26 protein-coding genes are annotated in these 23,466 nt (G+C 70.6%); 7 read left to right on the top strand and 19 right to left on the bottom strand.

Annotated elements, in window-relative coordinates; all coding sequences use genetic code 11:
• Positions 1-7 precede the first annotated feature (7 nt).
• The 3 genes from AB0I12_RS33135 to AB0I12_RS33125 all read right to left on the bottom strand — a co-directional run bounded on the left by AB0I12_RS33135 (position 8) and on the right by AB0I12_RS33125 (position 4,917).
• Positions 8-1,297, bottom strand: a complete 1,290-nt coding sequence (locus AB0I12_RS33135; protein WP_359937190.1) for an SWIM zinc finger family protein — start codon at positions 1,295-1,297, stop codon at positions 8-10.
• A 163-nt stretch (positions 1,298-1,460) separates the two neighbouring features.
• On the bottom strand, positions 1,461-3,779 hold the full coding sequence (locus AB0I12_RS33130; protein WP_359937187.1) for an MFS transporter: 2,319 nt from the start codon (positions 3,777-3,779) through the stop codon (positions 1,461-1,463).
• A 286-nt stretch (positions 3,780-4,065) separates the two neighbouring features.
• Complete coding sequence (locus AB0I12_RS33125) at positions 4,066-4,917, bottom strand: LysR family transcriptional regulator (protein WP_359937184.1); 852 nt, start codon at positions 4,915-4,917, stop codon at positions 4,066-4,068.
• 88 nt (positions 4,918-5,005) lie between these two features.
• Between AB0I12_RS33125 and AB0I12_RS33120 the strand changes: the two genes are divergently transcribed.
• A complete protein-coding gene (locus AB0I12_RS33120; RefSeq protein ID WP_359937182.1) occupies positions 5,006-5,917 on the top strand; it encodes a TIGR03564 family F420-dependent LLM class oxidoreductase in 912 nt (303 codons plus the stop codon).
• Here AB0I12_RS33120 and AB0I12_RS33115 read toward each other — a convergent pair.
• The 4 genes from AB0I12_RS33115 to AB0I12_RS33100 all read right to left on the bottom strand — a co-directional run bounded on the left by AB0I12_RS33115 (position 5,896) and on the right by AB0I12_RS33100 (position 9,243).
• Complete coding sequence (locus AB0I12_RS33115) at positions 5,896-6,612, bottom strand: amidohydrolase family protein (RefSeq protein ID WP_359937179.1); 717 nt, start codon at positions 6,610-6,612, stop codon at positions 5,896-5,898. The genes AB0I12_RS33120 and AB0I12_RS33115 overlap by 22 nt on opposite strands.
• On the bottom strand, positions 6,609-7,487 hold the full coding sequence (locus AB0I12_RS33110) for an SDR family oxidoreductase (protein WP_359937176.1): 879 nt from the start codon (positions 7,485-7,487) through the stop codon (positions 6,609-6,611). Before AB0I12_RS33110 ends, AB0I12_RS33115 begins: the two co-directional genes overlap by 4 nt.
• A complete protein-coding gene (locus AB0I12_RS33105) occupies positions 7,484-8,215 on the bottom strand; it encodes an SDR family oxidoreductase (RefSeq protein WP_359937174.1) in 732 nt (243 codons plus the stop codon). The genes AB0I12_RS33110 and AB0I12_RS33105 overlap by 4 nt, the downstream gene beginning before the upstream one ends.
• A 95-nt stretch (positions 8,216-8,310) precedes the next feature.
• Entirely contained in the window at positions 8,311-9,243 is a 933-nt protein-coding gene (locus tag AB0I12_RS33100) for a LysR family transcriptional regulator (protein ID WP_359937171.1), read from the bottom strand.
• Positions 9,244-9,306: 63 nt separating this feature from the next.
• Between AB0I12_RS33100 and AB0I12_RS33095 the strand changes: the two genes are divergently transcribed.
• On the top strand, positions 9,307-10,368 hold the full coding sequence (locus tag AB0I12_RS33095; protein ID WP_359937168.1) for a serine hydrolase domain-containing protein: 1,062 nt from the start codon (positions 9,307-9,309) through the stop codon (positions 10,366-10,368).
• A 22-nt stretch (positions 10,369-10,390) separates the two neighbouring features.
• On the opposite strand, the gene AB0I12_RS33090 is transcribed toward AB0I12_RS33095, so the two are convergent.
• Positions 10,391-10,573: a hypothetical protein gene (locus AB0I12_RS33090; protein WP_359937165.1), complete on the bottom strand. Its 183-nt coding sequence runs from the start codon at positions 10,571-10,573 to the stop codon at positions 10,391-10,393.
• 129 nt (positions 10,574-10,702) lie between these two features.
• On the opposite strand from AB0I12_RS33090, the gene AB0I12_RS33085 reads away from it, so the two are divergent.
• Positions 10,703-11,194: a DNA polymerase ligase N-terminal domain-containing protein gene (locus tag AB0I12_RS33085; protein WP_359937162.1), complete on the top strand. Its 492-nt coding sequence runs from the start codon at positions 10,703-10,705 to the stop codon at positions 11,192-11,194.
• Here AB0I12_RS33085 and AB0I12_RS33080 read toward each other — a convergent pair whose 3' ends face one another.
• From AB0I12_RS33080 to AB0I12_RS33060, 5 genes are all read right to left on the bottom strand, one after another.
• A complete protein-coding gene (locus tag AB0I12_RS33080) occupies positions 11,195-11,842 on the bottom strand; it encodes a nitroreductase family protein (protein WP_359937159.1) in 648 nt (215 codons plus the stop codon).
• 13 nt (positions 11,843-11,855) lie between these two features.
• Positions 11,856-12,815, bottom strand: a complete 960-nt coding sequence (locus AB0I12_RS33075; protein WP_359937156.1) for a penicillin-insensitive murein endopeptidase — start codon at positions 12,813-12,815, stop codon at positions 11,856-11,858.
• A 79-nt stretch (positions 12,816-12,894) separates the two neighbouring features.
• Positions 12,895-13,512, bottom strand: a complete 618-nt coding sequence (locus AB0I12_RS33070; protein WP_359937153.1) for an L-threonylcarbamoyladenylate synthase — start codon at positions 13,510-13,512, stop codon at positions 12,895-12,897.
• Positions 13,513-13,523: 11 nt separating this feature from the next.
• The gene (locus AB0I12_RS33065; protein ID WP_359937150.1) at positions 13,524-14,171 is read right to left on the bottom strand and encodes a class F sortase; all 648 of its coding nucleotides are present in this window, start codon (positions 14,169-14,171) and stop codon (positions 13,524-13,526) included.
• Positions 14,172-14,182: 11 nt separating this feature from the next.
• Positions 14,183-15,010, bottom strand: a complete 828-nt coding sequence (locus AB0I12_RS33060; protein ID WP_359937147.1) for a DUF4397 domain-containing protein — start codon at positions 15,008-15,010, stop codon at positions 14,183-14,185.
• A gap of 266 nt (positions 15,011-15,276) precedes the next feature.
• Here AB0I12_RS33060 and AB0I12_RS33055 point away from each other — a divergent pair, with 266 nt between their 5' ends.
• A complete protein-coding gene (locus AB0I12_RS33055; RefSeq protein ID WP_359937144.1) occupies positions 15,277-15,993 on the top strand; it encodes a hypothetical protein in 717 nt (238 codons plus the stop codon).
• A 4-nt stretch (positions 15,994-15,997) separates the two neighbouring features.
• A complete protein-coding gene (locus AB0I12_RS33050; RefSeq protein ID WP_359937141.1) occupies positions 15,998-17,476 on the top strand; it encodes an MFS transporter in 1,479 nt (492 codons plus the stop codon).
• A 9-nt stretch (positions 17,477-17,485) separates the two neighbouring features.
• On the opposite strand, the gene AB0I12_RS33045 is transcribed toward AB0I12_RS33050, so the two are convergent.
• Together AB0I12_RS33045 and AB0I12_RS33040 are read right to left on the bottom strand one after the other, a co-directional pair.
• On the bottom strand, positions 17,486-18,193 hold the full coding sequence (locus tag AB0I12_RS33045; RefSeq protein WP_359937489.1) for a DNA alkylation repair protein: 708 nt from the start codon (positions 18,191-18,193) through the stop codon (positions 17,486-17,488).
• Positions 18,194-18,207: 14 nt separating this feature from the next.
• Positions 18,208-18,951: an SDR family oxidoreductase gene (locus AB0I12_RS33040; protein WP_359937138.1), complete on the bottom strand. Its 744-nt coding sequence runs from the start codon at positions 18,949-18,951 to the stop codon at positions 18,208-18,210.
• A gap of 197 nt (positions 18,952-19,148) precedes the next feature.
• Between AB0I12_RS33040 and AB0I12_RS33035 the strand changes: the two genes are divergently transcribed.
• Both AB0I12_RS33035 and AB0I12_RS33030 read left to right on the top strand, forming a co-directional pair.
• Positions 19,149-19,532 carry an STAS domain-containing protein gene (locus AB0I12_RS33035; RefSeq protein WP_359937135.1) on the top strand — a complete coding sequence of 128 codons (384 nt, stop codon included), beginning with the start codon at positions 19,149-19,151 and terminating at the stop codon, positions 19,530-19,532.
• Between the two features lie 43 nt (positions 19,533-19,575).
• Positions 19,576-20,304 (top strand): polyprenol monophosphomannose synthase, encoded by a 729-nt coding sequence (locus tag AB0I12_RS33030; protein ID WP_359937132.1) that lies wholly within the window; start codon positions 19,576-19,578, stop codon positions 20,302-20,304.
• Here AB0I12_RS33030 and AB0I12_RS33025 read toward each other — a convergent pair.
• From AB0I12_RS33025 to AB0I12_RS33010, 4 genes are all read right to left on the bottom strand, one after another.
• Positions 20,301-20,966: a hypothetical protein gene (locus AB0I12_RS33025; protein WP_359937129.1), complete on the bottom strand. Its 666-nt coding sequence runs from the start codon at positions 20,964-20,966 to the stop codon at positions 20,301-20,303. The two genes, AB0I12_RS33030 and AB0I12_RS33025, sit on opposite strands and share 4 nt — an antisense overlap.
• Complete coding sequence (locus AB0I12_RS33020) at positions 20,966-22,030, bottom strand: hypothetical protein (protein ID WP_359937126.1); 1,065 nt, start codon at positions 22,028-22,030, stop codon at positions 20,966-20,968. Before AB0I12_RS33020 ends, AB0I12_RS33025 begins: the two co-directional genes overlap by 1 nt.
• A 97-nt stretch (positions 22,031-22,127) precedes the next feature.
• Positions 22,128-22,478 carry a metallopeptidase family protein gene (locus tag AB0I12_RS33015; protein WP_359937123.1) on the bottom strand — a complete coding sequence of 117 codons (351 nt, stop codon included), beginning with the start codon at positions 22,476-22,478 and terminating at the stop codon, positions 22,128-22,130.
• A gap of 17 nt (positions 22,479-22,495) precedes the next feature.
• Positions 22,496-23,446, bottom strand: coding sequence for a hypothetical protein (locus tag AB0I12_RS33010; RefSeq protein ID WP_359937120.1), 951 nt, complete (start codon positions 23,444-23,446; stop codon positions 22,496-22,498).
• Positions 23,447-23,466: the final 20 nt, after the last annotated feature.

Here is a 23,466-nt window from a genome sequence, read left to right as displayed (position 1 = left end):
TCGCTGGTCACAAGATCACCGGCCGGTCGTCACGCCAGCAGGTCATCGGGCGGAGGCCGGCGCGGTTCCATTCGCCGGCCACGGTGACCGGGTCGCCCGCCGACACGGCCAGCAGCTTCATCGGATCCCACCCCGGCAGCAGTTCCAACCCGTCGCCGTCGGCGTCGACGAGCGCCCACCCGTCGCCGTACGGCGCTGGGCGGACATCCCGCAGGACCAGCGGCCAGCGCTCGTTCCACGGGTCGGCGGCCAGGGACTCGACGTACGACGCCAATGCCTGGCGGACTGTGAGACCAGCTGGGCGCGACGCCGGCCGCCGCGGATCGGTCTGGGTCAGGAGGGCGCGCATCGGCAGCGCCCCCGGGTAGAACGAGAGCGCGCCCGGGACATACTCGCCGGGGCGGGCGGGCAGCGGGTCCAGCGGTCGCCCGGCGGCTGCGAACGTCAGGATCAGCCCGATCCGCCCGGTCGTTGCCCCGCGCAACCACACCCGGCGGACCGTGAGCCGCTCGTCCGGCTCGACCACCCGGCCGAGCATCAGCCAGTCGTCCTCGACCTTCTCGCCGTCCGCGAGCACGCGCGCGGTCTCGGTCGTCCAGCCGATGCGGCTCTGCACAGTGTCGGCGAGGGACGGCGGAAGGTCCGCGAGGCGACCGTGCGCGGCGACGACCAAGTGGATCAGGGACAGCTCTTCGAGCAGCTCACCCGGCCAGCCGTGACCGCGCCCGACGGCAGCCGCTGCCCGGCGTACCGCTCCTGCCACTCCCGGCGCCTGCGCGTCGACCATGCGGGCCGCCAGCCGGCTCAGCTCGGCGTACGCCCGCTGGTCGAATCCGCCGAGGCCCTGCCGGACCTGGTCGTCCAGCCAGCCGGCCAACTCCGCCAGGCCGGCCGACACCCGGTCCGCCCGCCGGGCGGCCCGCTCCTGTGCCGCGACGGGGTCGGCGACCTCGCCCGGCTTCCGCTCCGGCCGCTCGGCACGCTGGCTGATCCAGGTCTGCACCCAGTCCGGCTCGCCCGCCGCCGGCACCTCGCCTTTCGCCCACAGCAACAGCAGCCCGAGCGCGTGCTTGCAGGGGAACTTCCGCGACGGGCAAGAACACTTGTACGCCGGGCCGCTCAGGTCCACGCCGGTCTGGTACGGCTGCTGTCCACTCCCCTGGCACAACCCCCAGACCGCACGATCCGTAGCCCCCGCGCCCGACCACTTCTCCCCCCGAGCCAACCCCTGCCCGGCCTTCACCGACGCGGCATCAGGCGCGAGCCCCACCACCTGCTCCACGTCCCACAACCCCACACCCGCTCCTCACCCGACGCCGTACCCCGAAGCATGCCACCCCGCTCCGACAGCCCCGTCACCCCGGCCGTCCTCCGCCGAGTCGTGGAAGAAGGCTGCCCGCGGCGACCATTTCTCACGACTCGGCGAAGCGGGCCGGAGCCTTTCGCCACGACTCGGCGGGTCAGCCAAAGGGTTGGCGGTCGGCGGCGTGGTCGGGGTAGCCGTTGCCGGAGGCGGAGGTCGGCGCACCGTCGGGGGAGGTCGGCGCATGGGTCGGCCGGGCGGGGCTGGGTGCGAAGGTCTGATGCGCGGAGGCAGGGCCGGGTGCCGGCGGGTGGGCGGAGGCGACCGGCTCGGGCGTCCGGGTGGGGGCTGCTGGGGTGGTGGCGAGGTTGGTGCGGATGGTGCCGAGGAGGCGATCCTCCACGGCTTCCAGCTCGGCGATGCGGGTGCGGATCTCCTGTTCTTCCGCGCGGGCTTCGGCGAGGAGCTGCTTCGCCTCGGCGTGTGCGGTCTCGCGGAGGTGGTCGGCGGTGCGCTGGCTGGCGCTCAGCACGCTGAGCTCGTACCGGCGGAGTTCGTCGACGAGCTCGCCGGCCGGGCGCTGCGCGTCGAGGATCGCGGCGGCGGGCTCCGGGAGGTCGGCATCGGGGAGCGTGTGCTCGAGCGCGGCGATCTGCTGGTCCACGCGGGTGAACAGGTCCGCGACGTCGGTCCGCATCTGCCGGATCGTGTGCGCGGCGGCCTGCACCCGTTCGCTGGCCTCCCGCTCGCGTTCGCGCGCCGTACGCTCCGCCGACGTGATCACGTCCAGCGCGACGACGGCAGCCCGCTCGGCCGGATCGTCGGAGATCTCCTGGTACGACGGGGCGCCGGCCTCTGCGTCATCGGTCCGCATCGCCACCGTCTGCCGCAGCGGGACCTCGCGGATGAACAGCACCGCGAGCAGACTCACCACGGCGGCCCCGGCGGCGATCACGAAGATCCGCCCGGTGGCGTCGCCGTACGCGTGCCGGACGATCTCCTGGACCGGGGCCGGCAACGAGTTCACGTCCAGCAGGCTGCCCGAGCCGCCGGAGGCCGCGGCCGGGCCGAGGTCGCGCAGGTGCTCGGTGATCAGATCCGTCACCCGGGTGGCGAGGATCGCGCCGAGCACGGACACCCCGACCGCGCCGCCGAGGCTGCGGAAGAAGGTCACCGTCGCGCTCGCCGCCCCGACCTCGCTGACGTCCACCGTGTTCTGCACCGCGAGCACCAGGTTCTGCATCGTCATGCCCATCCCGATGCCCATGGCAAGCATCCCGAGCCCGACGTACCAGTACGGCGAGGTGTGGTCGATCGTCCCGAGCAGCCCGAGACCCGCGGTCAGGAACAGCGCGCCGACCACCAGGTACCGCTTCCACTTGCCGAACCGCGTGATCAGCTGCCCCGACCCGACCGACCCGAGGAACGAGCCGAACATCATCGGGATCGTCAGCAACCCGGCCTCGGTCGCGCTGTACCCGCGCGCCACCTGGAAGTACTGCCCGAGGAACACCGCACTGCCGAACATCCCCATCCCGACCGCCACGCTGGCGACGATTGCCAGCGCCGTGGTCCGCTCCCGGACCACCCGCATCGGCACCAGGGGCTCGGCGGCCCGGGTCTCGACCACCACGGCCAGGATCGCGAGCACCGCCGTACCGCCCAGGTACGCGCCGGTCTGCCACGACCACCACGGGAAGTGCGCACCCGCGAACGACACCCAAATCAGCGGCAGGCTGGCCGCACCCGCGATCAGCACCGCGCCGAGATAGTCCATCCGGACGCGACGCTTCACCACCGGCAACTGCAGGAACCGCTGCAGGACGATCAGCGACACGACGGCGAGCGGCACGCAGACGTAGAAGCACCACCGCCAGCCGAGCCACGAGGTGTCGACGATCACCCCGCCGACCAGCGGGCCGCTGACGGTCGCGAGCGCCATCACAGCGCCCATGTACCCCGAGTACCGGCCGCGGTTGCGCGGCGGGATCGCGGCGCCCACGATCGCCTGCGCGAGCGCCATCAGCCCGCCCATCGCGAGCCCCTGCAGGACCCGCGCCCCGATCAGGAACGGCACGTTGTGCGCGGCGCCGGCCAGCATCGAGCCGATCACGAACAGGATGATCGCGAGCTGAACGAGTAGCTTCTTGCTGACCAGGTCGGACAGCTTGCCCCACACCGGCGTGGACACGGTCATCGCGAGCAGGCTGGCGGTGACCACCCAGGTGTACTGCGTCTGCGTGCCTTCGAGGTCCGCGATGATCGTCGGCAGCGCGTTGCTGACGATGGTCGAGCTGAGCACCGCGGTGAACAGCGCGGCGAGCAGCCCGGCGAGGATCTCCAGGATCTCGCGGTGCGAGAGCTCGGGGTCACCGGATGCGGCCGGCGGTGGTGCGGCCGGCGCGTCGGCGGCGTACCGCGAGCGGTACCGGGTCGGGGTGGCGCCGGGGGCCGGCGGGGTCTGGGTGGCAGACATCGGTTTCCGTTTCGTACGGCGGGAACGCTACGACCGGGGGCAGCGACGTGCGCTGTCCCCGAGGCGGAAACGGCTGACTTGGGTCCTCACCCAGCCCGGTATTTGGTTGCGACTACCAACTTTAATCCCGCACCGTCAGCGATCGTGCACCGGGAGCCACCGAAAGTTCCCTGACCAATTATGAGACGGACCCTCCTCGGAACGCGATTTCCACCGTACGATCCGGTGCTTGTTGAGTAATCAACACCCGGCCTCCGGCGGAGCTGTCAGGGCCCGCCGGAGGTCCTCATCCGAACGCCGCGACCAGTAGGTCGACGCACTCGGACGACTGCCCCGCCACCGTCAGCAGGTTCCCGGGGGCCGTCCTGGGCGGATTGAGCGGTCCCATCCACAAGGCGCCCTCGGCCGCCTCGCACGCCGTTCCGTACACCACGGTCCACGCCGGCGAACCCGTCGACATCTCCACGACCGCCGCCTCGAAGTCGTCGATGGGCCGCCCGATCCGCGGCTCGAACCCGGCCTCCCGACAGGCCGTCACGAGGTGGTCCTGCAGCCACGGGTCGTCGGGCAACCGCAGCGGTAGTCCGGCCAGGTCGATCAGCTTCACACCGTCGTCCGCGCGGTACGCCGTCGGGACCAGCACGGACAGCGGATCGCGCCAGAGCTCGATGACCCGCAGGTCCACGGCCGCGACCTCACCGCGAACGAACGCGACATCCAGATCCCCCGAACGCAGCGCAGTCAGATACTCCGCCGTCGACCCGGAGCTCACCTGGATCTCGAGGTCCGGCGTGTGCGTGCGGAGGGTCGCAAGGCCGCGCTCGAGGCGGTCGCGAAGGCCTGGGGCGGTGCCGATGCGCAGTACGCCGGAACGCCCGGACGCCAGCTCCGCGGCCACCTCCGAAGCACGATCGGCCGCGGCCAGGACGGCCCGCGCCTCGCGCACCATCCGCTCGCCGTCGCCGGTCAGCCGCACGTGGCGCGACGAGCGGTCGAGGAGCCGCAGGCCCAGCTCACGTTCGAGTCGGGCGACCTGCTGACTGACGGCCGGCTGCACGATGTTCAGCCGCTCGGCGGCCCGTCCGAAGTGCAGTTCCTCGGCGACGGTGACGAAGTACCGCAGCTGCCGCAGCTCCATCGGACACCTCCGGCGATCACGATCCCTTATCGCTGCACAGCGTAACTGCGTCTGGGTCGGCGGCCGCCGCTTCCGTTGACTGGTGGACATGAGAATCGGACTGTGGATCGACGAAGAGGGCCGGCCTGTCGACGAGATCGGCGCCGCGGCCAAGGCTGCCGAGGACGCGGGCATCGACCGGATCTGGTTCAGCCAGCGGCTCGGCTGGGACGCGCTGACGCTGATCGCGGGCGTCGCGCCGTACACCTCGAGCATCGGGTACGCCGTCGGCGTCGTTCCGGTGTATCCGCGGCATCCGCTCGCACTGGCGGCCCAGGCGCTCAGCGTGCAGGTGCTGACCGGCAACCGGCTGACACTCGGCGTCGGCTCGAGCCACCCGCACATGGTGGAGGGCATGCTCGGCCTGTCGATGGACCGCCCGGCGGCGTACGTGCGCGAGTACGTCGAGGCACTCGGGCCGCTGCTCGCCGGTGAGCCGACCGACTATGCCGGCGAGCGGCTGACCGCCCGCGGCCAGTTGGACATCGCCGGCGCCGAGGCGCCCGAGCTGATCCTGGCCGCGCTCGGCCCGCGGATGCTGAAGACCGCGGGCGAGCTGACCGCCGGTACGACGACCAGCTGGGCGGGCCCCGAGGTGATCGAGGACTTCATCCGCCCCACGATCGACCGGGCGGCGGCCGCGGCGGGGCGTCCGGTACCGCAGGTGGTCGCAGGCGTCTGCGTCGCGGTCACGGATGACCCGGACGGCACGCGGCAGTGGATCCGCGAGCGGTTCGGGGCCGCCGGTGAAATGCCGGCGTACCGCGCTGTCCTGGACCGTGGCGGCAAGGCGGGCCCGGAGGACACCGCGGTGCTCGGTGACGAGGAGACGGTGGCCAAGGAACTGCAGCGCTTCGCGGACGCCGGGACCACGGAGTTCCTCGTCTGCCCGGTCGGAACGGACTCCGAGGTGGAACGGACCACCCGGTTCGCTCTCGACTACGCGACGGCGCAGCAGTAGCCGCTGCCGCCAGCCGGGCACAGTGGCGGCAGCGTCACTCCGGACAGCCGCTCGATGCGTTGAGCCAGCGGGGCCAGCAGTTCGTCGTCAACCACGATGACCTGGACGTCCGGGTGACGTGTGAGGACTCCAGTGAGTGCCAGGTCGGCGACTGCTCGCGCGATATCGAAGGGAAACTCGATCATCGCGCGGGGTCGGTAGAGGGCGACCTGGCGCCACTGCGGGGGCGAGGCCGGGTGCAGCAGCACCGTCGCGGACCTGTCGTTCAGCGTTCGCCACAAGGGTTCCCAGGAGGGGTCGCCCGGGTACTGCCCGCCTGCGTTGCTGAGCAGGACGACGCCGTCGGCGTGCAGTGCGTCGTACGCGTAGCCGGCCTCGGCCACCGCGCCCTCGACGTCCGGCAACGGCAGACTGGCGTAGAAGCCGAACCGTCCCGGATGGTCGCGCGCCAGCTCGGCCGCGGCTTCGTTCATCCTGCGGGACAGCACCTGGGCGCGGAAGTCGTCGCCGAAGTGGACGCCGGGCGACGGGACCGACAGGACCGCCTTCTCGGTCCCCGCCGCGTCCATCGCCGCCAGGTGCTGCCGGACCGACCACTCCGGCCAGCGGGACATCCCGTCCGGCCGGAGGTGGCCCGCCCGCTCCGCCGCCGCGACGTACTCCGGCAGCAGGAAGTGGGCGTGCCGGTCGATCACGCGACCGGATGCAGCAGGTCGTCGAGGCCGACTCGGCGCAGGAACTCCGCACGGATCCGGTCGGCCACCGCGTTCACCACGACCGCTCCGTCGTCGGACGGGTCGTAGCTGACCCGGAACGGCCGCTTGCCCTTCTCGGTGCCGACCACCTCGGCGATCAGCGTCGCGACCTCGGCGACGTCCGACCACTCCGGTTCGAGCTCGGCCAGTCGCTGACCGACCTGGTCCATCAGTCCGGCGTACTGCGTCTCGTACGCCGCGACCACGTCGGCGTCGGCCGGCGTTCCGCTGTGCAGGAAGTGGTTGGTGCCGTGGGTGAACGCGCCCGGGACGACGATCGTCGTCTCGATCCCGAACCGGGCCAGCTCCAGCGCGTAGCTCTGCGCCATGGCGTCCATGCCGGCCTTCGCGGCGAAGTACGGCGCGAGGTACGGCGGTGTGCCGCCACGGGTGCTCGAACTACCGACCCACACCACCAGACCGTCGCGCTGCTCGCGCAGCACCGGCAAGGCGGCGCGGTTCAGCCGCTGGGTGCCGACGACATTGGTGTCGTAGAGGTCGAGCAACTGCTCCGGCGTGAAGGCCTCGGCCGGACCGGTGACCATGTGACCGGCGTTGTGGATCAGTACGTCGAGCCGCCCCTGTTCGCCGGCCACGGTGCGGACCGCCTGCTGGGTGGACTCGTCCGAGCTCACGTCGAGCTCGATCGGCCGGAGGTCGGCGCTGTACTGCTTGGCGCCGGCGGCGGCCGACGCGTTCCGGCCGGCGATGTCGCGCATCCCGGCGTACACGGTGTGCCCGGCGTCGGCGAGGGCCCGGGCGGTCAGGGCCCCGAAACCGCTGGACGCGCCGCTGATCAGAACGACCTTGCTCATGCTGCCGAACCTCCGTTGGCGTAGATGACCTGGCCGTTGATCCAGCGCGCCGGGCCCGCCAGGAACGCGATGATCTCGGCGATGTCCTCGGGCCGGCCGAGGCGCTCGAGCGGCGGCTCGGCGGTGATCCGGTCGATCAGCTCCTGCGGCTTGCCGTTCAGGAACAGCGGCGTCGCGGTCGGGCCGGGGGCGACCGCGTTGACGGTGATGTTCCGGCCGCGCAGCTCGCGGGCCAGGATCAGCGTGATCGCCTCCACGCCGCCCTTGCTCGCGGCGTACGCCGAGTACGCCGGGCGCGCGAGCAGCGTCAGCGAGCTGCTGATGTTGACGATCGCGCCGCCGTCCCGGACCCGCCGGGCAGCCTGCTGGTCGACCACGAAGGTGCCGCGCAGGTTGGTCCGGACGACCTGGTCGAACACGTCCAGGTCGAGCTCGGCCATCGGCGCCAGCGGCATGATCCCGGCCGCGTTGACGACCACGTCGACACCGCCGAACTCGGCCTCGGCCCGGTCGAACAGCGCGCTCACCGCGGTCTCGTCGGCCACGTCGGCCTGCGCCGCGATCGCGCGGCCGCCGGCCTGCTCGACCTCCTTGACGGTCTGCTCGGCACCGGCCCGGCTGCCGCCGTACCCGATCACCACGGCGAAGCCGTCGCGGCCGAGCCGGATCGCGGCCTCGCGGCCGATCCCGCTCGACGCACCGGTCACGATCGCCACTCGTTCAGTCATCGTTCCTGCTCCTGATCTCGATGTCGTGTGCTGCTGACATCTCGATCGTGCGCCGCTGGATGGATCAAATCCAACGAATCAAAACGATGCGAAGATCAATTCTGTTGATCCAAGTCCCGGCCGAGCTCGGTGCCGGGCGGCTGGTTCAGGTGACTGCCCACCAGGCCGAGCAGAGCACGCAGCGCGGCGGTCGGTTTCCGCCGCTTCAACGTCGCCATGTACAGCGACCACTGGAACGTCTCGTCCGCGATCGGCACGGCCCGGAGCGCGTCGACGCCCGCGACGGCGTACGCCGGAAGGATGCCGAGGCCGACCCCGTGGGACAGGAACTGCACGCCGTTCTCGATGCCGATCGCCTCGACGACCACGCGCCGCTCGATCCCGGCGGCCTCGAACCTCTGGTCGATCAGCGTCCGCGTCCCGAAGCCCGGCGGGAAGTCCACGAACGCCTCGTCGGCCAGGTCGGCCACCCGCACCGACCGCCGGCGGGCCAGCCGATGCCCGACCGGTACCGCCAGCACCTGCGGAACCCGCAGCAGTTCCCAGGCGGTCAGCTCGCGCGGCACACTGCCCTGCGCGACGCCGAGGAAACCGACGTCGATATCGCCGTTCCGGAGCCCGACGACGACGCCGGCGGACCCTTCCGGCTCGACCCGCAACTGCAGCTCGACGTTCGGATGCCGGCGGCGGAACTCACCCGCGGCTGCCGGCAGGTCGATCAGCCCGAGCCCCGGCAGCAGTCCGACGCGCACGCGCCCGCGCATCCCGGCGCCCAGTTCGTCGACGACGTCCCGGGCGCCCTGGACCGCGTCGAGCACGGCGAGCGCCTCGGGGAGCAACGCCGTACCGGCCTCGGTCAGCACCACGCGCTGCGCGTTGCGCTCGAACAGCGTGACCTTCAGGTCCTTCTCCAGCGCGGAGATCGCGGCACTGACCGCGCTCTGCACCACGTGCAACCGGCGGGCGGCCAGCGTGAAGCTCCGCTCGTGCGCCACCGCCACGAAGTACTCCAGCTGCCGCAGTTCCACCAGCGCAGTGTGTCAAAAGCTCCGCCCGGTCTCCGACGTACCCGCGAGAGAGAGGATGGACGGATGGATCTTCAGGACCAGGTACAACGGCGGATCGACGAGCTGGCCGGGACCGAGCTCGGTCTGCAGGTCGCGGTGTACCGGCAGGGCGAGCTGGTCGTGGACGCGGTCGCCGGCGACGGCGTCACGCCCGAGACGTTGTACTTCGCCGCGTCCACCGGAAAGGGCGCGTCCGCGACGGTCGCCAACGTGCTGGTGGATCGCGGTGTCCTCGACTACGACCGGCCGATCGTCGAGATCTGGCCCGAATTCGGGGCGCACGGCAAGGACACGGCGACGTTGCGGCACGTGCTGACCCATTCGGTCGGCCTCCCCGCACTGCCGCCCGGAACAACCCGGAAAACGCTGTCTGAACAGGCGGACCGCCTCGCCGCCGCGGAGCCCTGGTGGGAGCCTGGCACGAAGATGACGTACCACGCCGAGACGTTCGGCATCCTGGTCGGCGAGATCGTCCGGCGCGCGACCGGCCGGACGATCTCCGAGGTACTGCGGGAGGTCCTGACCCCGCTCGGCATCGAGGAAAACGTGTTCTTCGCCCTGCCCGGGAACCAGCGGCACCGGCTCGCGCAACTGGTGGAGCCCGAGGGCGCCGAGGAGACATTCGCGATGCTGGCCGGAATGTTCGAGCAGGTCGTCCCGCGCGCGATGCAGCCGCGGGCCGCGGTGGTCAACCGGCCCGAGCTGCTCGCGATCGAGGACGCGTCGAGCGCGATCCTGACCGCCCGCGGAATCGCCAAGCTGTACGCCGCCCTGATCGGCGAGGTCGACGGAGTGCGACTGGTCCGGCCGGAGGCCGTGCCGGTGATCACCGGGCCGGCACTGGTCGCGCAGGACGAACTGCTCGGCAATCCGGCGACGCTGGCGCTCGGCTACTCGATCGGGCGGTTGGGGTCGAGCGCCGAGGAGAGCCCGGCGACCTTCGGGTGGCCAGGCATGGGTTGCAGCGTCGCCTGGGCGGACACCCGCTCAGGCGTCACGTTCGCGTTGACCCGGACGCTGTTCGACCCGAGTGGGTCGGCGTCCGCGATCGAGATCGGTAACCTGGTTGCGAAAGCTCTTTGCTGAAAGCCCTTGTCCGTAAGGGGTTTCAGCTTCGGGACTCGCGGACCTGGTGCTGGTCGATCCAGACGAGATGGCCGTGGTGACTGACGAGAACCTCGTCGGTCCCGGCCGCTCCGGTCCGGCGGCCCAGCTCCTGACCCGCGATCCAGCGTCCGCCGATGCGGATCTGTACGGCGATCGGCCGCGCCGGTGAGGGGGCTACGGGCATGGCACCTGCTTCGTGACAGGGGCGGATGATGGAGGAGAGTGTGGAGGGCTGGTTGCTCAGCCAGGGGCCAGCCTACAACCGCAAGATGACAGACCGTTAGCGGTAACTCGAATTCGTCAGGAGCCACCGTTGGCCAGGCCGATCTTCGTAGTGCAACTGCATGATGCCCGGCGCTTGCACTACGACGTACGGCTGGAGGTGGACGGGGTGCTGAAGTCCTGGGCCGTGCCGCGCGGGCCGTCGCTGGACCCGATCGTGAAGCGGCTCGCGGTGTTCACGAGCGACCACGACCTCGAGTACGCGTCGTACGAGGGTGTGCATCGTGACGCGCAGTACGGCAGCGGTGCGGTGATCGTGTGGGACGCCGGCGTCTACACAAACCTGACCCGCGACGACCGGCAGCAACTGGTCGACCCGGCCGAGGCGATCGACCGCGGACACTTGAAGGTGCAACTGCACGGCGTCAAGCTCAACGGCGCCTGGGCATTCACCCGCACCGGCGGCGACTGGCTGCTGGTGAAGGTGAAGGACGCCGACGCCGACCCGGACCTCGACCTGACCGTCACCGAGCCCCGGTCGGTCCTCAGCGGCCTGACCATCGAGGAGATGGCGGCGTCCTGATCACCAGCCGTCGACGTGCAGGACGTCGTCGAGCGGCTGCCGGGCGGCTGGCTTGAAGCCGGTCCCGAGCGTGTACGCCGTGGGGATCAGCACCGTCTGCCGGATCTCCTCGGGCAGCCCGAGCAGCTCGGACACCTCCTGCTCGTAGGTCAGGTGCAGCGTCGTCCACGCCGTACCGAGGCCGCGGGCCCGCGCGGCGAGCATGTAGCTCCACGCCGACGGCAGGATCGAGCCCCACAGCCCGGCCTGGTTTCCGGCCGGCAGCTTCCGCACCTCCAGGCAGGGAATGACCAGCACCGGCACCTGCCCCATCCGCTCGCCCAGGTAGGCCACACTGTCGCCGACCCGGCGCTGGACCGGCCCGCGCTTGGGGTCGTCGGCGTGCAGCTTGCCCGCCGCACCCGGTCCGGCCAGGTACTGCTCGACGGCCCGCCGGTAGTACTCGCCGACCGCGGCGCGTTTCTCGGCATCCGTGATCACCAACCAGTGCCACGTCTGCCGATTGCTGCCCGACGGGGCCTGCAACGCGATCTCGATGCATTCCCGGATCAGCTCCATCGGCACCGGCCGCTCGAGGTCGAGCCGCTTGCGGACGGTACGGGTCGTGGTGAGCAGCTCGTCGGGGTTCAGATCGAGGGTGTAGGTCACGCCGGACAGTGTGTCAGCAGACGTAGGTGCTGTTCGGGTGGACCTTCTCGCAGTAGCGGAGGTGCAGGTGGTTGTCGTGGGCCGGCCACTGCTGCGTCAGGCCCTCGCTGATCAGGGTCGGGTCGTTGAACCAGATGTACTTCACATGGCCCGGCGCCGCGGCGCGGACGGCCTGGATCAACTGGCGGGTAGCGGCCCGGTCGTACGTCGTGGACTCCCAGGTGATCCGGCCCGCGGTGCACTGGCCGTTGTCGGTGCGGATCGGCCAGATGTCGATGTCCATCCCGTTGTCGTGGCTGGCGTGGCCGGGGATGTCACCGCCGTGTTCGAAGCCCGCGTCGCCGTACGGGACCTTGCCTTGGCTGGTGGATGCGAACGAACGAGCCGCGGCTTCCAGCTGCGCTACCGGCGCAGCGGCTGCCCAGTTGGCCGCCGTACCGTTGCCGTCCGGGTCCTGGTCGCACAGGTTCGCGCTGAAGTCGGGGTAGTCGTAGTGCCAGGCCAGATTGCGCCAGGTGATCGGGCCGACGATGCCGTCCGCGCCGATGCCCGCGTGCGACTGGAACGACACGACCGCGTCGCGGACCGCCGTACTGAAGACACCGTCGACCGGGAGGCTGAGGCGGCGCTTCGCGTTCAGCTCGGCCTGCAACGCCTTCACCGCCGCGTTGCTGTCACCGGAGCGGAGCGTCGGCGTCAGCGCTCCCCACGTCTGCGGTCCGACGATCCCGTCGACGCCCAGGCCCTTGGCGGCCTGGAACGCCTTCGCGGCCGTGACCGTGGTCGCGCCGAAGACGCCGTCCGCGTCGACGGACTGCCCGGCGTACTGCAGCAGGAACTGGATCGCCTGGACGTCGGCGCCGCGGTTGCCGCTGCTCTGGGTCGGGAAGAAGGCGTTGGCGTAGGCCTGCGCGGAGGCCGGCAGCAGCGCGGTGAGGAGCAGAACGGTCAGGGCGAGCAGAGCACGTCGCATGAGTCCCTCCGGGGCGGGTGAGGTAACTGACTAACGCTCACCCGCCACCATCAGGCAGTTTCTTGCGAATCGCAAGGGTTCACTCGAACGGGGCCGGGTCTCCCGAGCCCACCCGGACCACCTCGGGGCCGTCGTCGGAGAAGTCCACGACGGTGGTCGGCTCGGTGCCCGCCTCGCCCTCGATGACCGCGTCGATCTGGTTGTCGAGCTCTTCCTTGATCTCCCAGCCCTGCGTCATCGGCTCCTCGTGACCCGGGAGCAGCAGGGTGCTGGAGACCAGCGGCTCGCCGAGCTCGGCGACCAGCGCCTGCGTGACCACGTGGTCCGGGATCCGCACACCGACGGTCTTCTTCTTCGGGTGCAGCAGCCGGCGCGGGACCTCCTTGGTGGCCGGCAGGATGAACGTGTAGCTGCCCGGCGTGGCCGCCTTGATCGAGCGGAACACCGCGTTGCTGATGTGCACGAACTGACCGAGCTGCGCGAAGTTCTCGCACACCAGGGTGAAGTGGTGCCGGTCGTCCAGGTGCCGGATCGTGCGGATCCGGTCGATCCCGTCCCGGTTGCCCAGCTGACAGCCGAGCGCGTAGCAGGAGTCGGTCGGGTACGCGATCAGCCCGTCCCCACGCAGCAGGTCCACCACCTGCCCGATCGACCGCCGCTGAGGGTTCTCGGGATGGATGTCGAAATACCTGGCCATGACGGCCGAGCCTACTGGGCGAGGCCTGTCGGTAACGCGGTCACCACCAGGTTGTCCTCGTACCCGCCGCGGGAGGCGTCGTACGCGCCCGTGCAGGTGATCAGTACGAGCCGGTGGTCGACGGTCTGGTCGAAGGCGCCGCTCTTCGTCGCGAGCGCGTCCTTCCGGACGGACACGACCGAGACGACCCGGTACGACGCCGTGTGGCCGGAGCCCCGCAGTACGACGACCTCACCGCGCCGCACCTCGGGCAACCGGGCGAAGAACCCGAGCCCCTCGGTCTTGCTGTCGACATGCCCCGCCAGCACCACCGAGCCGAACGGATCACCTGCCTCGGCGCCTCCGTCCCACCAGCCGACGTGCTGTGCCGTCGGCACCTGGAGTTGGCCGGCGACCGTCGTCGCCGGGAGAACGGACGCGTTCGCGCCGCCCGGCAACACGATCCGTTGCGGCACGAAGCGGATCCGCTGGCTCGGAGCCGGCGTGCCGATCCGCCCCGGCGGCGCCGACAGCGGCGTGGTCGACAGCGGTGCGGCCGGCTCGGCGACCGACGGCGGACGGCCGACCGTGAAGCTGAACGTAGCCGTGGGCGAAGGCGTCGCACTGCCCGCCTCGGCCGCACAGCCGGCCAGGGCGAGGCAGCACAACGTCGTACACACCAACTTCCGCTTCAGCGACGAACCACCTTCCGGCCGGTGACTACCGCCACGCCGAGAGCGGCGAGGAACACCACGACCCACAGACCGGACTGGCCGGCAGAGCTCTGCACCTGGTTGAGCCCTGCTGCCTGCCCGCCGGTTCCGGTGTTCACCACACCCGGTTTGTCCGACCCGGTGGCCGGAACCTTGATGGTGCCCAGCGCGACGGTCATCGTCTTCTGCGCCGGGGCGCCGATCGCGAACACCCGGGTCAGGTACCCGGCCTGCACCGGCAGGTCGAGCGGACCCAGAACCACCGGCGACGTCGCGCCGGTCGGCACGATGTCGACCTTGTAGGTGGCGGCCGGAACGACCACGTCCAGGGATTCCCCGTTCGCGACGTTCTGGAACAGCACCTTCCCGTTCACCCGGATGTCGGCCGGACCGACGGCCGCGTCGTGTGCGACCCGCAGACCGCCCTTGTCCTTCGGCACCGCGGTCAACTGGTTCACGTACGTCGTGATCAGCGGGGCGCCCGTCGGCGACACCGGCTGATGGATGACAACGTCCAGGCTCGCCCCGGACCCGGCGGACACCTCGCGCTGGATCACCAGCTTCCCGTTCTGCCGGGCGGTCACCATCCGCTTCCCGGCGGCCACCCCGAACGGCCCCACGAGCTTCCCGCCGGCCACCCCGGTCGCGACCTGGCGGCCGTCGACGCTGATGTCCAGGGTGCGCCCCGGCAGGCCCTGGACGAAGTACAGGTTCGCGCCCGCGGCCGCCTCGGCCGGTGCTGTGAGCAGCGCCGGAGCCGCCGCGACCAGCACTGCGAGCAGCACTGCGAGCAGCAGCGGAAGCACCCGCCGAATTACCGGACCATGAATTCTCGAAACACCTGTGTTGACCGCCCGGGATTGCCCGGGCACACTCCGTCCCCGCATTCTTCTCCCCCTCCGAAGTTCATCGGAAAATAGCGTCAAGAATTGCCCGCCCCCGAGAATTGGGGCGTATCGTATGCGGAAGTCCGACCCGATCGCCAGGGGAAACGGTCAGGTCCGTTTTGGGGGGCGGTGGCCGCGTGGCAGGAGAGGGGCGCCCCGGGTTCCTCCCGGCCAGCACATCGGGGGTGGAGGAACCCCGGCGCACCGGCACCAGATACCTGGCGGTGGCCGCACTGTTGCTGGGGTACGGCGCGATCGCAGCCTGTTCGGGCGGGTCCGTCAAGCCGGCTGCGCCGAGCCCGGGCCTGGGCACCTTGCCGCCGTCCGCCCCGGCCGCCCGGAACACGACGCGGACACCGGGCACCGGGCAGCAGACCGCCGGTATCAAGCTGACCGCCGTGCCGCGCCCGGACGGATCGTTCGACGTCACCGAGAACCTGCTATTGCCCGAGGCCACCGACATTCTGCCGCTGCAGGTGCCGGCGACCGGTGAGCACCTGCCCGGAATGATGGCCCGGACGACGCCGCGGGTGACAAATCTGAAAGTGGTCGCCGACAACCAGTCGGTGCCGCTCGGGAGCACCACACTGACCGCGTCCGACTACATTCCGTTGACGGTAGCGGCGACCCGGATCCAATTGACGTACCGGCTGTCCGGCTCGACGGTGCTCGCCAGCCCGTCGGAGCCGACCCGGGCCGGGGCGGCCATCCGGCCACTGACCGCCGGCGCCGAGAACACGCTGCCGACCGACCTCACCGTCACCAGCGGACTCCTCAACGCGGTCTGCCCGCTGCTGACCGAGACCCGGTGCGCGGTCGGCGATCCGCCGCACCTCGCGATCCGGTCCGGGATCCCGGCGGACAAGGCGCTCGTCGTACTGCAACTGGATCTGCCACGCTGACCGTATGACTGAAGAGCGGATCGCGCTGGGTACCGCGCGGGGCCGGTGGGTGCTGGCCGCGACGGCGCTGGGCTCGGGGATGGCCTTCCTGGACGGGACGGTCGTCAACGTCGCACTGCCGGCGATGGGCGAGGACCTGAACGCCGGTATGGCCGGTCTGCAGTGGATCGTCAACGGCTACATGTTGATGCTCGCCTCGCTGGTCCTGCTCAGCGGCTCGCTCGGCGACCGGCTCGGGCGGCGGCGGACGTTCGTGGTCGGAGTGATCTGGTTCGCGGCGGCCTCCATCGTGTGCGCGATCGCACCGAACCTCGAGGTGATGATCGCGGGCCGCGTCCTGCAGGGCATCGGCGGCGCGCTGCTGACACCGGGCAGCCTGGCGATCCTGCAGACCACCTTCCAGCACTCCGACCGCGGCAAGGCGGTCGGCGCCTGGTCGGGCCTGACCTCGGTCGCGGCGGCCGTCGGTCCGTTCGTCGGCGGCACGCTGGTCGACCGCGGTTCCTGGCAACTGATCTTCCTGCTCAACGTGCCGCTCGCACTGGCGACCGTGCTGGTGACGCTGCGCCACGTCCCGGAGACCCGCGACGAGGAGGCCGCCGGCAAGCTCGACATCACCGGCGCGATCCTGGCGACACTGGGTCTGGCCGCGCTCACGTTCGGCCTGATCAGCGCCGGCGACCACGGGTTCGGCGATCCGATGGTGCTGACCAGCCTGGTCATCGGAGTCGTCGCGTTCGCGGCGTTCGTCGAGGTGGAACGGCGCGGCAAGCACCCGATGCTGCCGTTGAGCATCTTCGCCAACCGCCGCTTCACCGCCGCGAACCTGGTCACCGTCGTCGTGTACGGCGCGCTCGGCACGGCGACATTCCTCGTCGTGGTTTACCTCCAGACCGCGTTGCACTACTCCGCCCTCTGGGCCGGTGCGTCGCTGCTGCCGATGACCGTCCTGATGCTCGTCCTGTCCGGGTACGCCGGTGGCCTCGCCGACCGGATCGGCCCGCGCATCCCGATGACCGTCGGGCCGCTGCTGATGGCGGGCGGCTTCCTGCTGATGTTGCGGATCGACACCGGCACGAGCTACTACAGCGCCGTACTGCCTGCCGTCGTCCTGCTCGGGCTGGGCCTGGTCGCGACCGTGGCGCCGCTGACCGCGACCGTGATGGCGTCGGTCGAGGACCACCACGCCGGGATCGCGTCCGGGGTGAACAACGCCGTGGCACGGACCGGGCAGCTGATGGCGGTCGCGGCCATCCCGATGGCGGCCGGCATCACCGGCGACACCTATCTCGATCCCGTTGCCTTCCACAACGGATTCGGCCGTGCGCTGTGGATCTCCGCCGGACTCGCGGCGGCCGGCGGCGTGATCGCGTGGGTGACGCTCGGCGACCGGGACAAGCCGCGCGAACCGCACCTCGTCGACCACCACGTGCATTGCGCGCTCGAGGCCCCGCCGTACGCCCAGGCCCGGACGGAGAGCTGATTTGTCGACTTATCGCGCGAGATAGGCCTTGCGGCTGACCGGGTCGAGTCGCTCGATGGCGTAGCGGAGCATGGTGCGTGGCATGCGGGTCGCGTACCGGTCCAGGAAGGCGCGCAGTTCGTCCTCGGACACCCGCTTGCCTGCCTCCCGCAACATCCAGCCGGAGGCCTTGTGCACAAGGTCTTCCCGATCGTCGAGCACCTCGGCCGCCAGCTGGTAGGTGTCGGCGGTCTGTCCGGCGCCGATGAGGTGCAGCGTGGCGACGAGCGCGATCCGGCGTTCCCAGAGCGAGCTCGAGCGAACCAGTGTGTAGAGCGGGTCCCGCGGCTTGTCGAGCAAGTACCCGCCGACGATCTGGGGAGCGCTGCAGTCCACCAGATCCCAGTTGTTGATGTACGGCGTACTGCGCAGGTACAGCTCGTAGATGGCGGCGAGTTCGTGCGCGTCCGCGGTCCGCGGCTTGAGACTGCGGGACGCGCGATCGGCCAGCAGGCAAAGGATCGCGAGGCGATGCTCGTGCACCGGGCTGGTCAGCGCCTGCTCCAGTTCGGGCAGCGGCAGACCGGCCCGCAGGTACGGCTTGAGAATGCCGCGGATGGTCGAGAGCTTCACGCCGATCATCCGGTCGCCGTGACCGTACCCGCCGGGCTGGAGCTGGAAGTAGCGCGCGAGAATTTCCGCGACCGCGGGGTCCGCGGCGGCGTCGACCTCGGCGATCAGGCTCGTGGTCGTCAGACCAGCATCCCTCCGGTCGCGCGCAGGTTCTGCCCGGTCATCCAGCGGGCGTCCGGACCGGCGAGGAACGCGACCACGTCCGCGACCTCGGCCGGTTCGCCCATCCGGCCGAGCGCGGTGATACCGACCAGCGCCTCCTCGGCCGCGGGCGGGTTGTGATCGTGGAACATGTCGGTGTCCGTCGCGCCGGGCGACACCGTGTTGACGGTGATCGCGCGCGGCCCGTACTCCCGCGCGGCGACCTTCACCAACTGCTCGAGCGCGGCCTTGCTCGCGGCGTAGAGCGAGATCCCGGGGCCCGGCACCACGGTGTTCAGCGTCGACAGTGCGACGATCCGGCCGCCGTCGGGCAGCACCTGGCCGGCGCGCTGGATCGCGAAGTACGGACCTCTGACGTTGGTCGCGAACAGCTGGTCGTAGTCCTCGACCGTGACGTCGGCGATCGGCTTGACCAGCGCCTGCGCCGCGTTGCAGACGAAGATGTCCAGCGTCCCGGTCGGCTCGGCCGCCTGGGTGAACAGCTCGTCGATCGCGGACAGATCGGCCTGGTCCGCCTGGACGGCGATCGCCCGGCCGCCGGCCGCCTTGACCTGCGTCACGACATCGGCCGCGGCCGCGTCACTGCTCGCATACGTGAACGTCACCACGGCGCCGTCCGCGGCGAGCCGTCGTACGATCGCGGCGCCGATGCCCCGCGACCCTCCGGTGACCAATGCAGCCTTGCCATCGAGAACGCCCATACCGCTGTGTCTATCACCGTTGTGGGTCCGACGTTCGCTTCAATCCGAAGCGCCTGCAACCGGGAGGTCACGCTCCGGGGTCCATCGGTGGCAGACCCGTTGTGAGGCTCGCAGGTTGGGGCATACGGTGGGAGCGCAGGGCAGTTCCATTTCCGCCAGGACCCGCGTTCGTGGCGCTACCCCGGGGGAGAACCCGCGTGACCAGCCACCCAGAGCCGCGGGACGGCGAGATGATCCGCACCACCTTCGACGCGGTCACCGAGGAACTGGCGCCCGACGTCCTGCTGGTCCGGATGTCCGGCGAGATCGACATCGCGAGCACCGACTTCGCCGCCGAAGCGATCCGCACCGCGGTCGCACCGCCGGCCCGGCTGGTCCTGATCGACGTCTCCGCCGTGACGTTCTGCAGCTCGGCCGGCCTCGGCAACCTCGTCGAGGCCCGCAACCTGGCCGGCGAGCACAACATCAGCCTGGCGCTGGTCGGCGTCGGCCGGCCCGTCGACCGCCCGTTGAGCATCACCGGGCTGGGCGGACAGTTCCAGATCTACAGCACGGTCGACGAGGCACTCGCCCAGCTCTGACCGCGGATGCGGTAGCTTTCGGTGTCTCCGACGAAGGAAAGTCATGGGTGAGCTAGCCAAGATCGTGGTCGTCGTACCGACCTACAACGAGCGGGAGAACCTGCCCGTGCTGGCCGGGCTGCTGTCCGACCTGAACCTGCCCGGCCTGGAGCTTCTCGTCGTCGACGACAACTCCCCCGACGGTACGGGCGAGGTCGCCGACGAGCTGGCGAAGGCGTCGCCGGAGACGGTCGGCGTCCTGCACCGGACCGTGAAGGACGGCCTCGGCCGCGCGTACGTCGCCGGGATCACCCGCGCGCTCGACGAGGGCGCCGACATCGTCATCCAGATGGACGCGGACCTGTCGCACCCGGCCTCGGTCATCCCGACCATGGTCGAGATGCTGCGCACCACCGAGGCCGGCGTGGTGATCGGCTCGCGGTACGTGCCGGGCGGCTCGGCCGCGGCCGAGTGGGGCTGGCACCGGCGCGCACTGTCCGCGTTCGCGAACGTCTACGTGAACGCGATCCTGCGGCTGCACGTGAAGGACGCGACGGCCGGGTTCAAGGCGTGGAAGGCGGACACCCTGCGCTGGATCGACGTGGCATCGATCCAGAGCAACGGGTACTCGTTCCAGGTCGAGATGAACTACCGCACGGTCAAGCGCGGCCTGAAGATCGCCGAGACCCCGATCCGCTTCGAGGAGCGCACCGAGGGCGTCTCCAAGATGAGCCTGAAGGTCCAGCTCGAATCCGCCCTGATGCCCTGGAAACTCCTCTTCGGCCGCTCCTAGATCGACCGGGCCGCGCTCGCGATCATCTGCTCGACCTCGGGACGCACCGTCCCGAGGTCCTGCACGTACGCCGCCCAGCAGATACTGATGCTGATGTCGTTGGTCCGCGGCGCACCGCGCAACCGAACGCACTCACCGGCCAGCGAATAGGTCGCGCCGCCCTCGGTACGGCGGCCGGTGAAACTGATCGAGCCCGCCTCGGCGATGTTGCGGTTGGGTGGCGGCAGTACCCGCGCCCGCCCGGCCCGGAATCCGTGGATCGCCTGCACCTCCGCGTACCCCTGCGCGTCGGTCAGCAGCAACGGCAGCGAGGGCATCGGATGGATCGCCACGTTGAAGCCCACGTACGCGCCACGGTCCCAGGAAGTCGCGTCGAGAACATTGGTGTACGCACGTGCCGTCCAGGAGCCGGGGACCTCGACGAAGACACCGTGGCCGATGGGCATGCCGCGGTCGACGTCGGGCTCGAAGCGGGGATTACGCCACGGTGTGACCGACGACGTGACCGACGGTACGACCGACGGCGCTACTTCCGGGGCAGCCGCAGGCTCGGACTGGTGCACCAGCCGCCCGGCGAGTGCGAAGACACCGACCATCAGTAGCGCGAGGGCCGCCGTCAGCAGCACCACGGTCCCGGCGCTCGCCGGATTCCGGGGTGGCATCAGATCGAACGGGCTACGGAGGCGAGCATGCGGTCGGCGGCCCTGAAGACTGCCGTCTTCGACTCCTTGGTCGCCGCGGTGCACAGCGTGACGGTCACGTTGTGCACCGTCTCGACGCCACTCATCGTCGTACACCTGGCCACCAGGGACACGACGACGCCGTTCGCGGTGGTGACGCGGCCGGAGTACGGCTGCTCGGCCTGGGAGCCGATATTCGAGTTCGCGGGCGGCATGGTGCGGACGTCGCCCTTCTTCACACCCTTCATGCGATCCGCGGCGATCATCTCGTTCACCGCCTGCGCGACGCCCAGCCGCGCAGGCCAGCCGGCCGGGCTGACGACGACCAGAACCGCACCGGGCATGGAGGAGGTCTCGAGCACCACCGAGCGCGTCGTGGAGTCGGTCTTGCGCCAGCCCTTCGCGGGGGCGACGTAGATGTCGTCGTACACGGCGATGCCGACGTCGATGTCCTTGAGCGTCCGGCGCCGCTCGCCAACTCCTGGTGGGGTGGAGGGCGGCTCGGTCGTGGGCGGATCGGTGGACGGCGGAGTGGTCGTCGGCGGATCGGTGGTGGGCGGCTCGGTGGTGGGGCTGACGCCGGGTGTGGTGATCCCGTCGGTGTAGGTGGCGGTGGCGCCGGGAGCGTCGGCCTTGGCGGTGTCGTCTCCGCGGGTCAGGAGTACGACGGCACCGCCGACGAGCGCGAGTACGACCGCAGCGGCGGCCGCCGCGAGCCACGGGCCCTTGGGACGCTTGGCGGGTGGCTCGGCGCGGTACGGGTCGTACTGCGGGGGCCGGCCGCCGTACTGCGGTGGTGGCTGGTGACCGTACTGCGGTGGAGTGTCGTACTGCGGTGGAGTGCCGTACTGGGGTGGAGTGCCGTACTGGGGTGGGAGGCCGTGCTGCTGCGGCGGCCGGCCGTACTCGGGCAGCGGGGCGGTCTGAGGTGGTGGGGCGCCGTACGGCTGGGCAGCAGGCGGCTGTGCCAGCGGGTACTGCTGCGGCGGGGCGCCGTACGGGGTGGGGTTGTCCGGGTTCCAGGCAGGCGGGTGCTGATCGCTCACGGGCGAAGGCCTCACTAGATCGTTCAAAAGAGTAGGCGGACCGGTCCCCGAAACCGGCCGCCCGAGGCTACCCCACCGAACCGCGATCGGCCTACGGTCAGCCGTACCCGAGTTCGTGCAGCCGAGCGTCGTCGATGCCGAAATGGTGCGCGATCTCGTGCACCACGGTGATGTTCACCTCGTCGACGACGTCGTCGAGGGTCTCGCAGATCGCCAGCGTCGGGTTCCGGTAGATGGTGATCCGGTCCGGCAGGACGCCGCCGTAGTAGTGCCCGCGCTCGGTCAGCGGGATGCCCTCGTAGATCCCGAGGAGGCCCGGGTCACTGGCCGGCGGCTCGTCCTCGACGAAGACGGCCACGTTGTCGATCAGCGCCGCCAGCTCCTCCGGCACCTCGTCCAGCGCCTGCGCGACCAGCACCTCGAAGTCCGCCCGGCTCATCTCGATCACGCTGCCAGGGTAGTGAGTCAGAGCCAGCCCTGACGTGACGCCTGAACGCCGAGCTGGAACCTGGTCTGGGCGCCCAGCGCCTCCTGGAGCCGACCGATCCGGCGGGCGATGGTGCGCTCGCTGACGCCGAACTCGCGGGCGATCGACTCGTCGGTGAGCCCCGCGCTCAGGTAGGTCAGCAGCCGTTTCGCCTCCAGGCTCGGACCGGCCGTCACGTCGTTCAGTTCGGTCCTGCTGGTGATCGGTACGGCGATCCGCCAGAGCGCCTCGAAGATCCGCTCCAGGCCGCCGAGCAACGGTGAGTCGTGCACGACCAGCGCGACGAACTCGGGTCCCCGGCGTACCTCTGTCCGCGCGCCGACCAGAGCCCACCGCTCGTCGACGATCGTGATGTTGAGCGGTACGTGCGGGAACACCCGTGCCTGCTCACCCGCGTCGATGCACTCCTGCACCAGATGCAGCGCACCGGCGTCCTGGAGGACATGCGCTCCGTAGATGACGTCGTACCGAACGCCACGGCGCAGCGCCTCGAACAGGCCCTCCACGATCCGGAGCTCGCGAGCAGCGATGTTGCCCATCGTCATCGCCCGGACCTGCGCCTGGGCGTCGGTCTGGACCGAGTTGAGCACGGACTGCGCGGCGTCGTACGTCGGCAGCACCTCGAGGTAGTCCTGCTTCCCGGCCGCCGTCTTCCAGAGCTCGGTGAGCAGATCGGCGCTCTCACGGGCCAGCGCGGCCCGGCTGATGTGCCGCTCCGCCACAGCGTCCATAGCCAGCCGGGGTGGACGGACCACCAGTGAGCCGTCAGCCCGCTCCACCAGCCCCAGTGCGGTCAGCTCGGCCAGACAGGCCTCGATGTCGCCGTAGCGCGCCGTGAGCGCGTCCCGCGTGCTCCCCGGGTTCTGCAGGAGGTCGAGGTACAGCGTCTCGGCCGGGCCCGAGACACCCAACGCCTGGAGCGACTCCATGGCCTCTGTGTATCAGCAGG

This window comes from Kribbella sp. NPDC050459, assembly GCF_040655315.1.
Lineage (GTDB): Bacteria > Actinomycetota > Actinomycetes > Propionibacteriales > Kribbellaceae > Kribbella.
Note: the sequence above shows the minus strand (reverse complement) of the source record. Positions and strands in the feature narration are given on the sequence as shown.

Bases quoted from the DNA above. Each gene is read 5' to 3' on its own strand.
- AB0I12_RS33030 (WP_359937132.1), top strand. From the start codon at position 19,576: ATGGGTGAGCTAGCCAAGATCGTGGTCGTCGTACCGACCTACAACGAG.
- AB0I12_RS33095 (WP_359937168.1), top strand. From the start codon at position 9,307: ATGGATCTTCAGGACCAGGTACAACGGCGGATCGACGAGCTGGCCGGG.
- AB0I12_RS33070 (WP_359937153.1), bottom strand. From the start codon at position 13,512: ATGGCCAGGTATTTCGACATCCATCCCGAGAACCCTCAGCGGCGGTCG.
- AB0I12_RS33010 (WP_359937120.1), bottom strand. From the start codon at position 23,446: ATGGAGTCGCTCCAGGCGTTGGGTGTCTCGGGCCCGGCCGAGACGCTG.
- AB0I12_RS33125 (WP_359937184.1), bottom strand. From the start codon at position 4,917: ATGGAGCTGCGGCAGCTGCGGTACTTCGTCACCGTCGCCGAGGAACTG.
- AB0I12_RS33025 (WP_359937129.1), bottom strand. From the start codon at position 20,966: ATGCCACCCCGGAATCCGGCGAGCGCCGGGACCGTGGTGCTGCTGACG.
- AB0I12_RS33040 (WP_359937138.1), bottom strand. From the start codon at position 18,951: ATGGGCGTTCTCGATGGCAAGGCTGCATTGGTCACCGGAGGGTCGCGG.
- AB0I12_RS33050 (WP_359937141.1), top strand. From the start codon at position 15,998: ATGACTGAAGAGCGGATCGCGCTGGGTACCGCGCGGGGCCGGTGGGTG.
- AB0I12_RS33130 (WP_359937187.1), bottom strand. From the start codon at position 3,779: ATGTCTGCCACCCAGACCCCGCCGGCCCCCGGCGCCACCCCGACCCGG.
- AB0I12_RS33075 (WP_359937156.1), bottom strand. From the start codon at position 12,815: ATGCGACGTGCTCTGCTCGCCCTGACCGTTCTGCTCCTCACCGCGCTG.
- AB0I12_RS33110 (WP_359937176.1), bottom strand. From the start codon at position 7,487: ATGAGCAAGGTCGTTCTGATCAGCGGCGCGTCCAGCGGTTTCGGGGCC.
- AB0I12_RS33090 (WP_359937165.1), bottom strand. From the start codon at position 10,573: ATGCCCGTAGCCCCCTCACCGGCGCGGCCGATCGCCGTACAGATCCGC.
- AB0I12_RS33105 (WP_359937174.1), bottom strand. From the start codon at position 8,215: ATGACTGAACGAGTGGCGATCGTGACCGGTGCGTCGAGCGGGATCGGC.
- AB0I12_RS33120 (WP_359937182.1), top strand. From the start codon at position 5,006: ATGAGAATCGGACTGTGGATCGACGAAGAGGGCCGGCCTGTCGACGAG.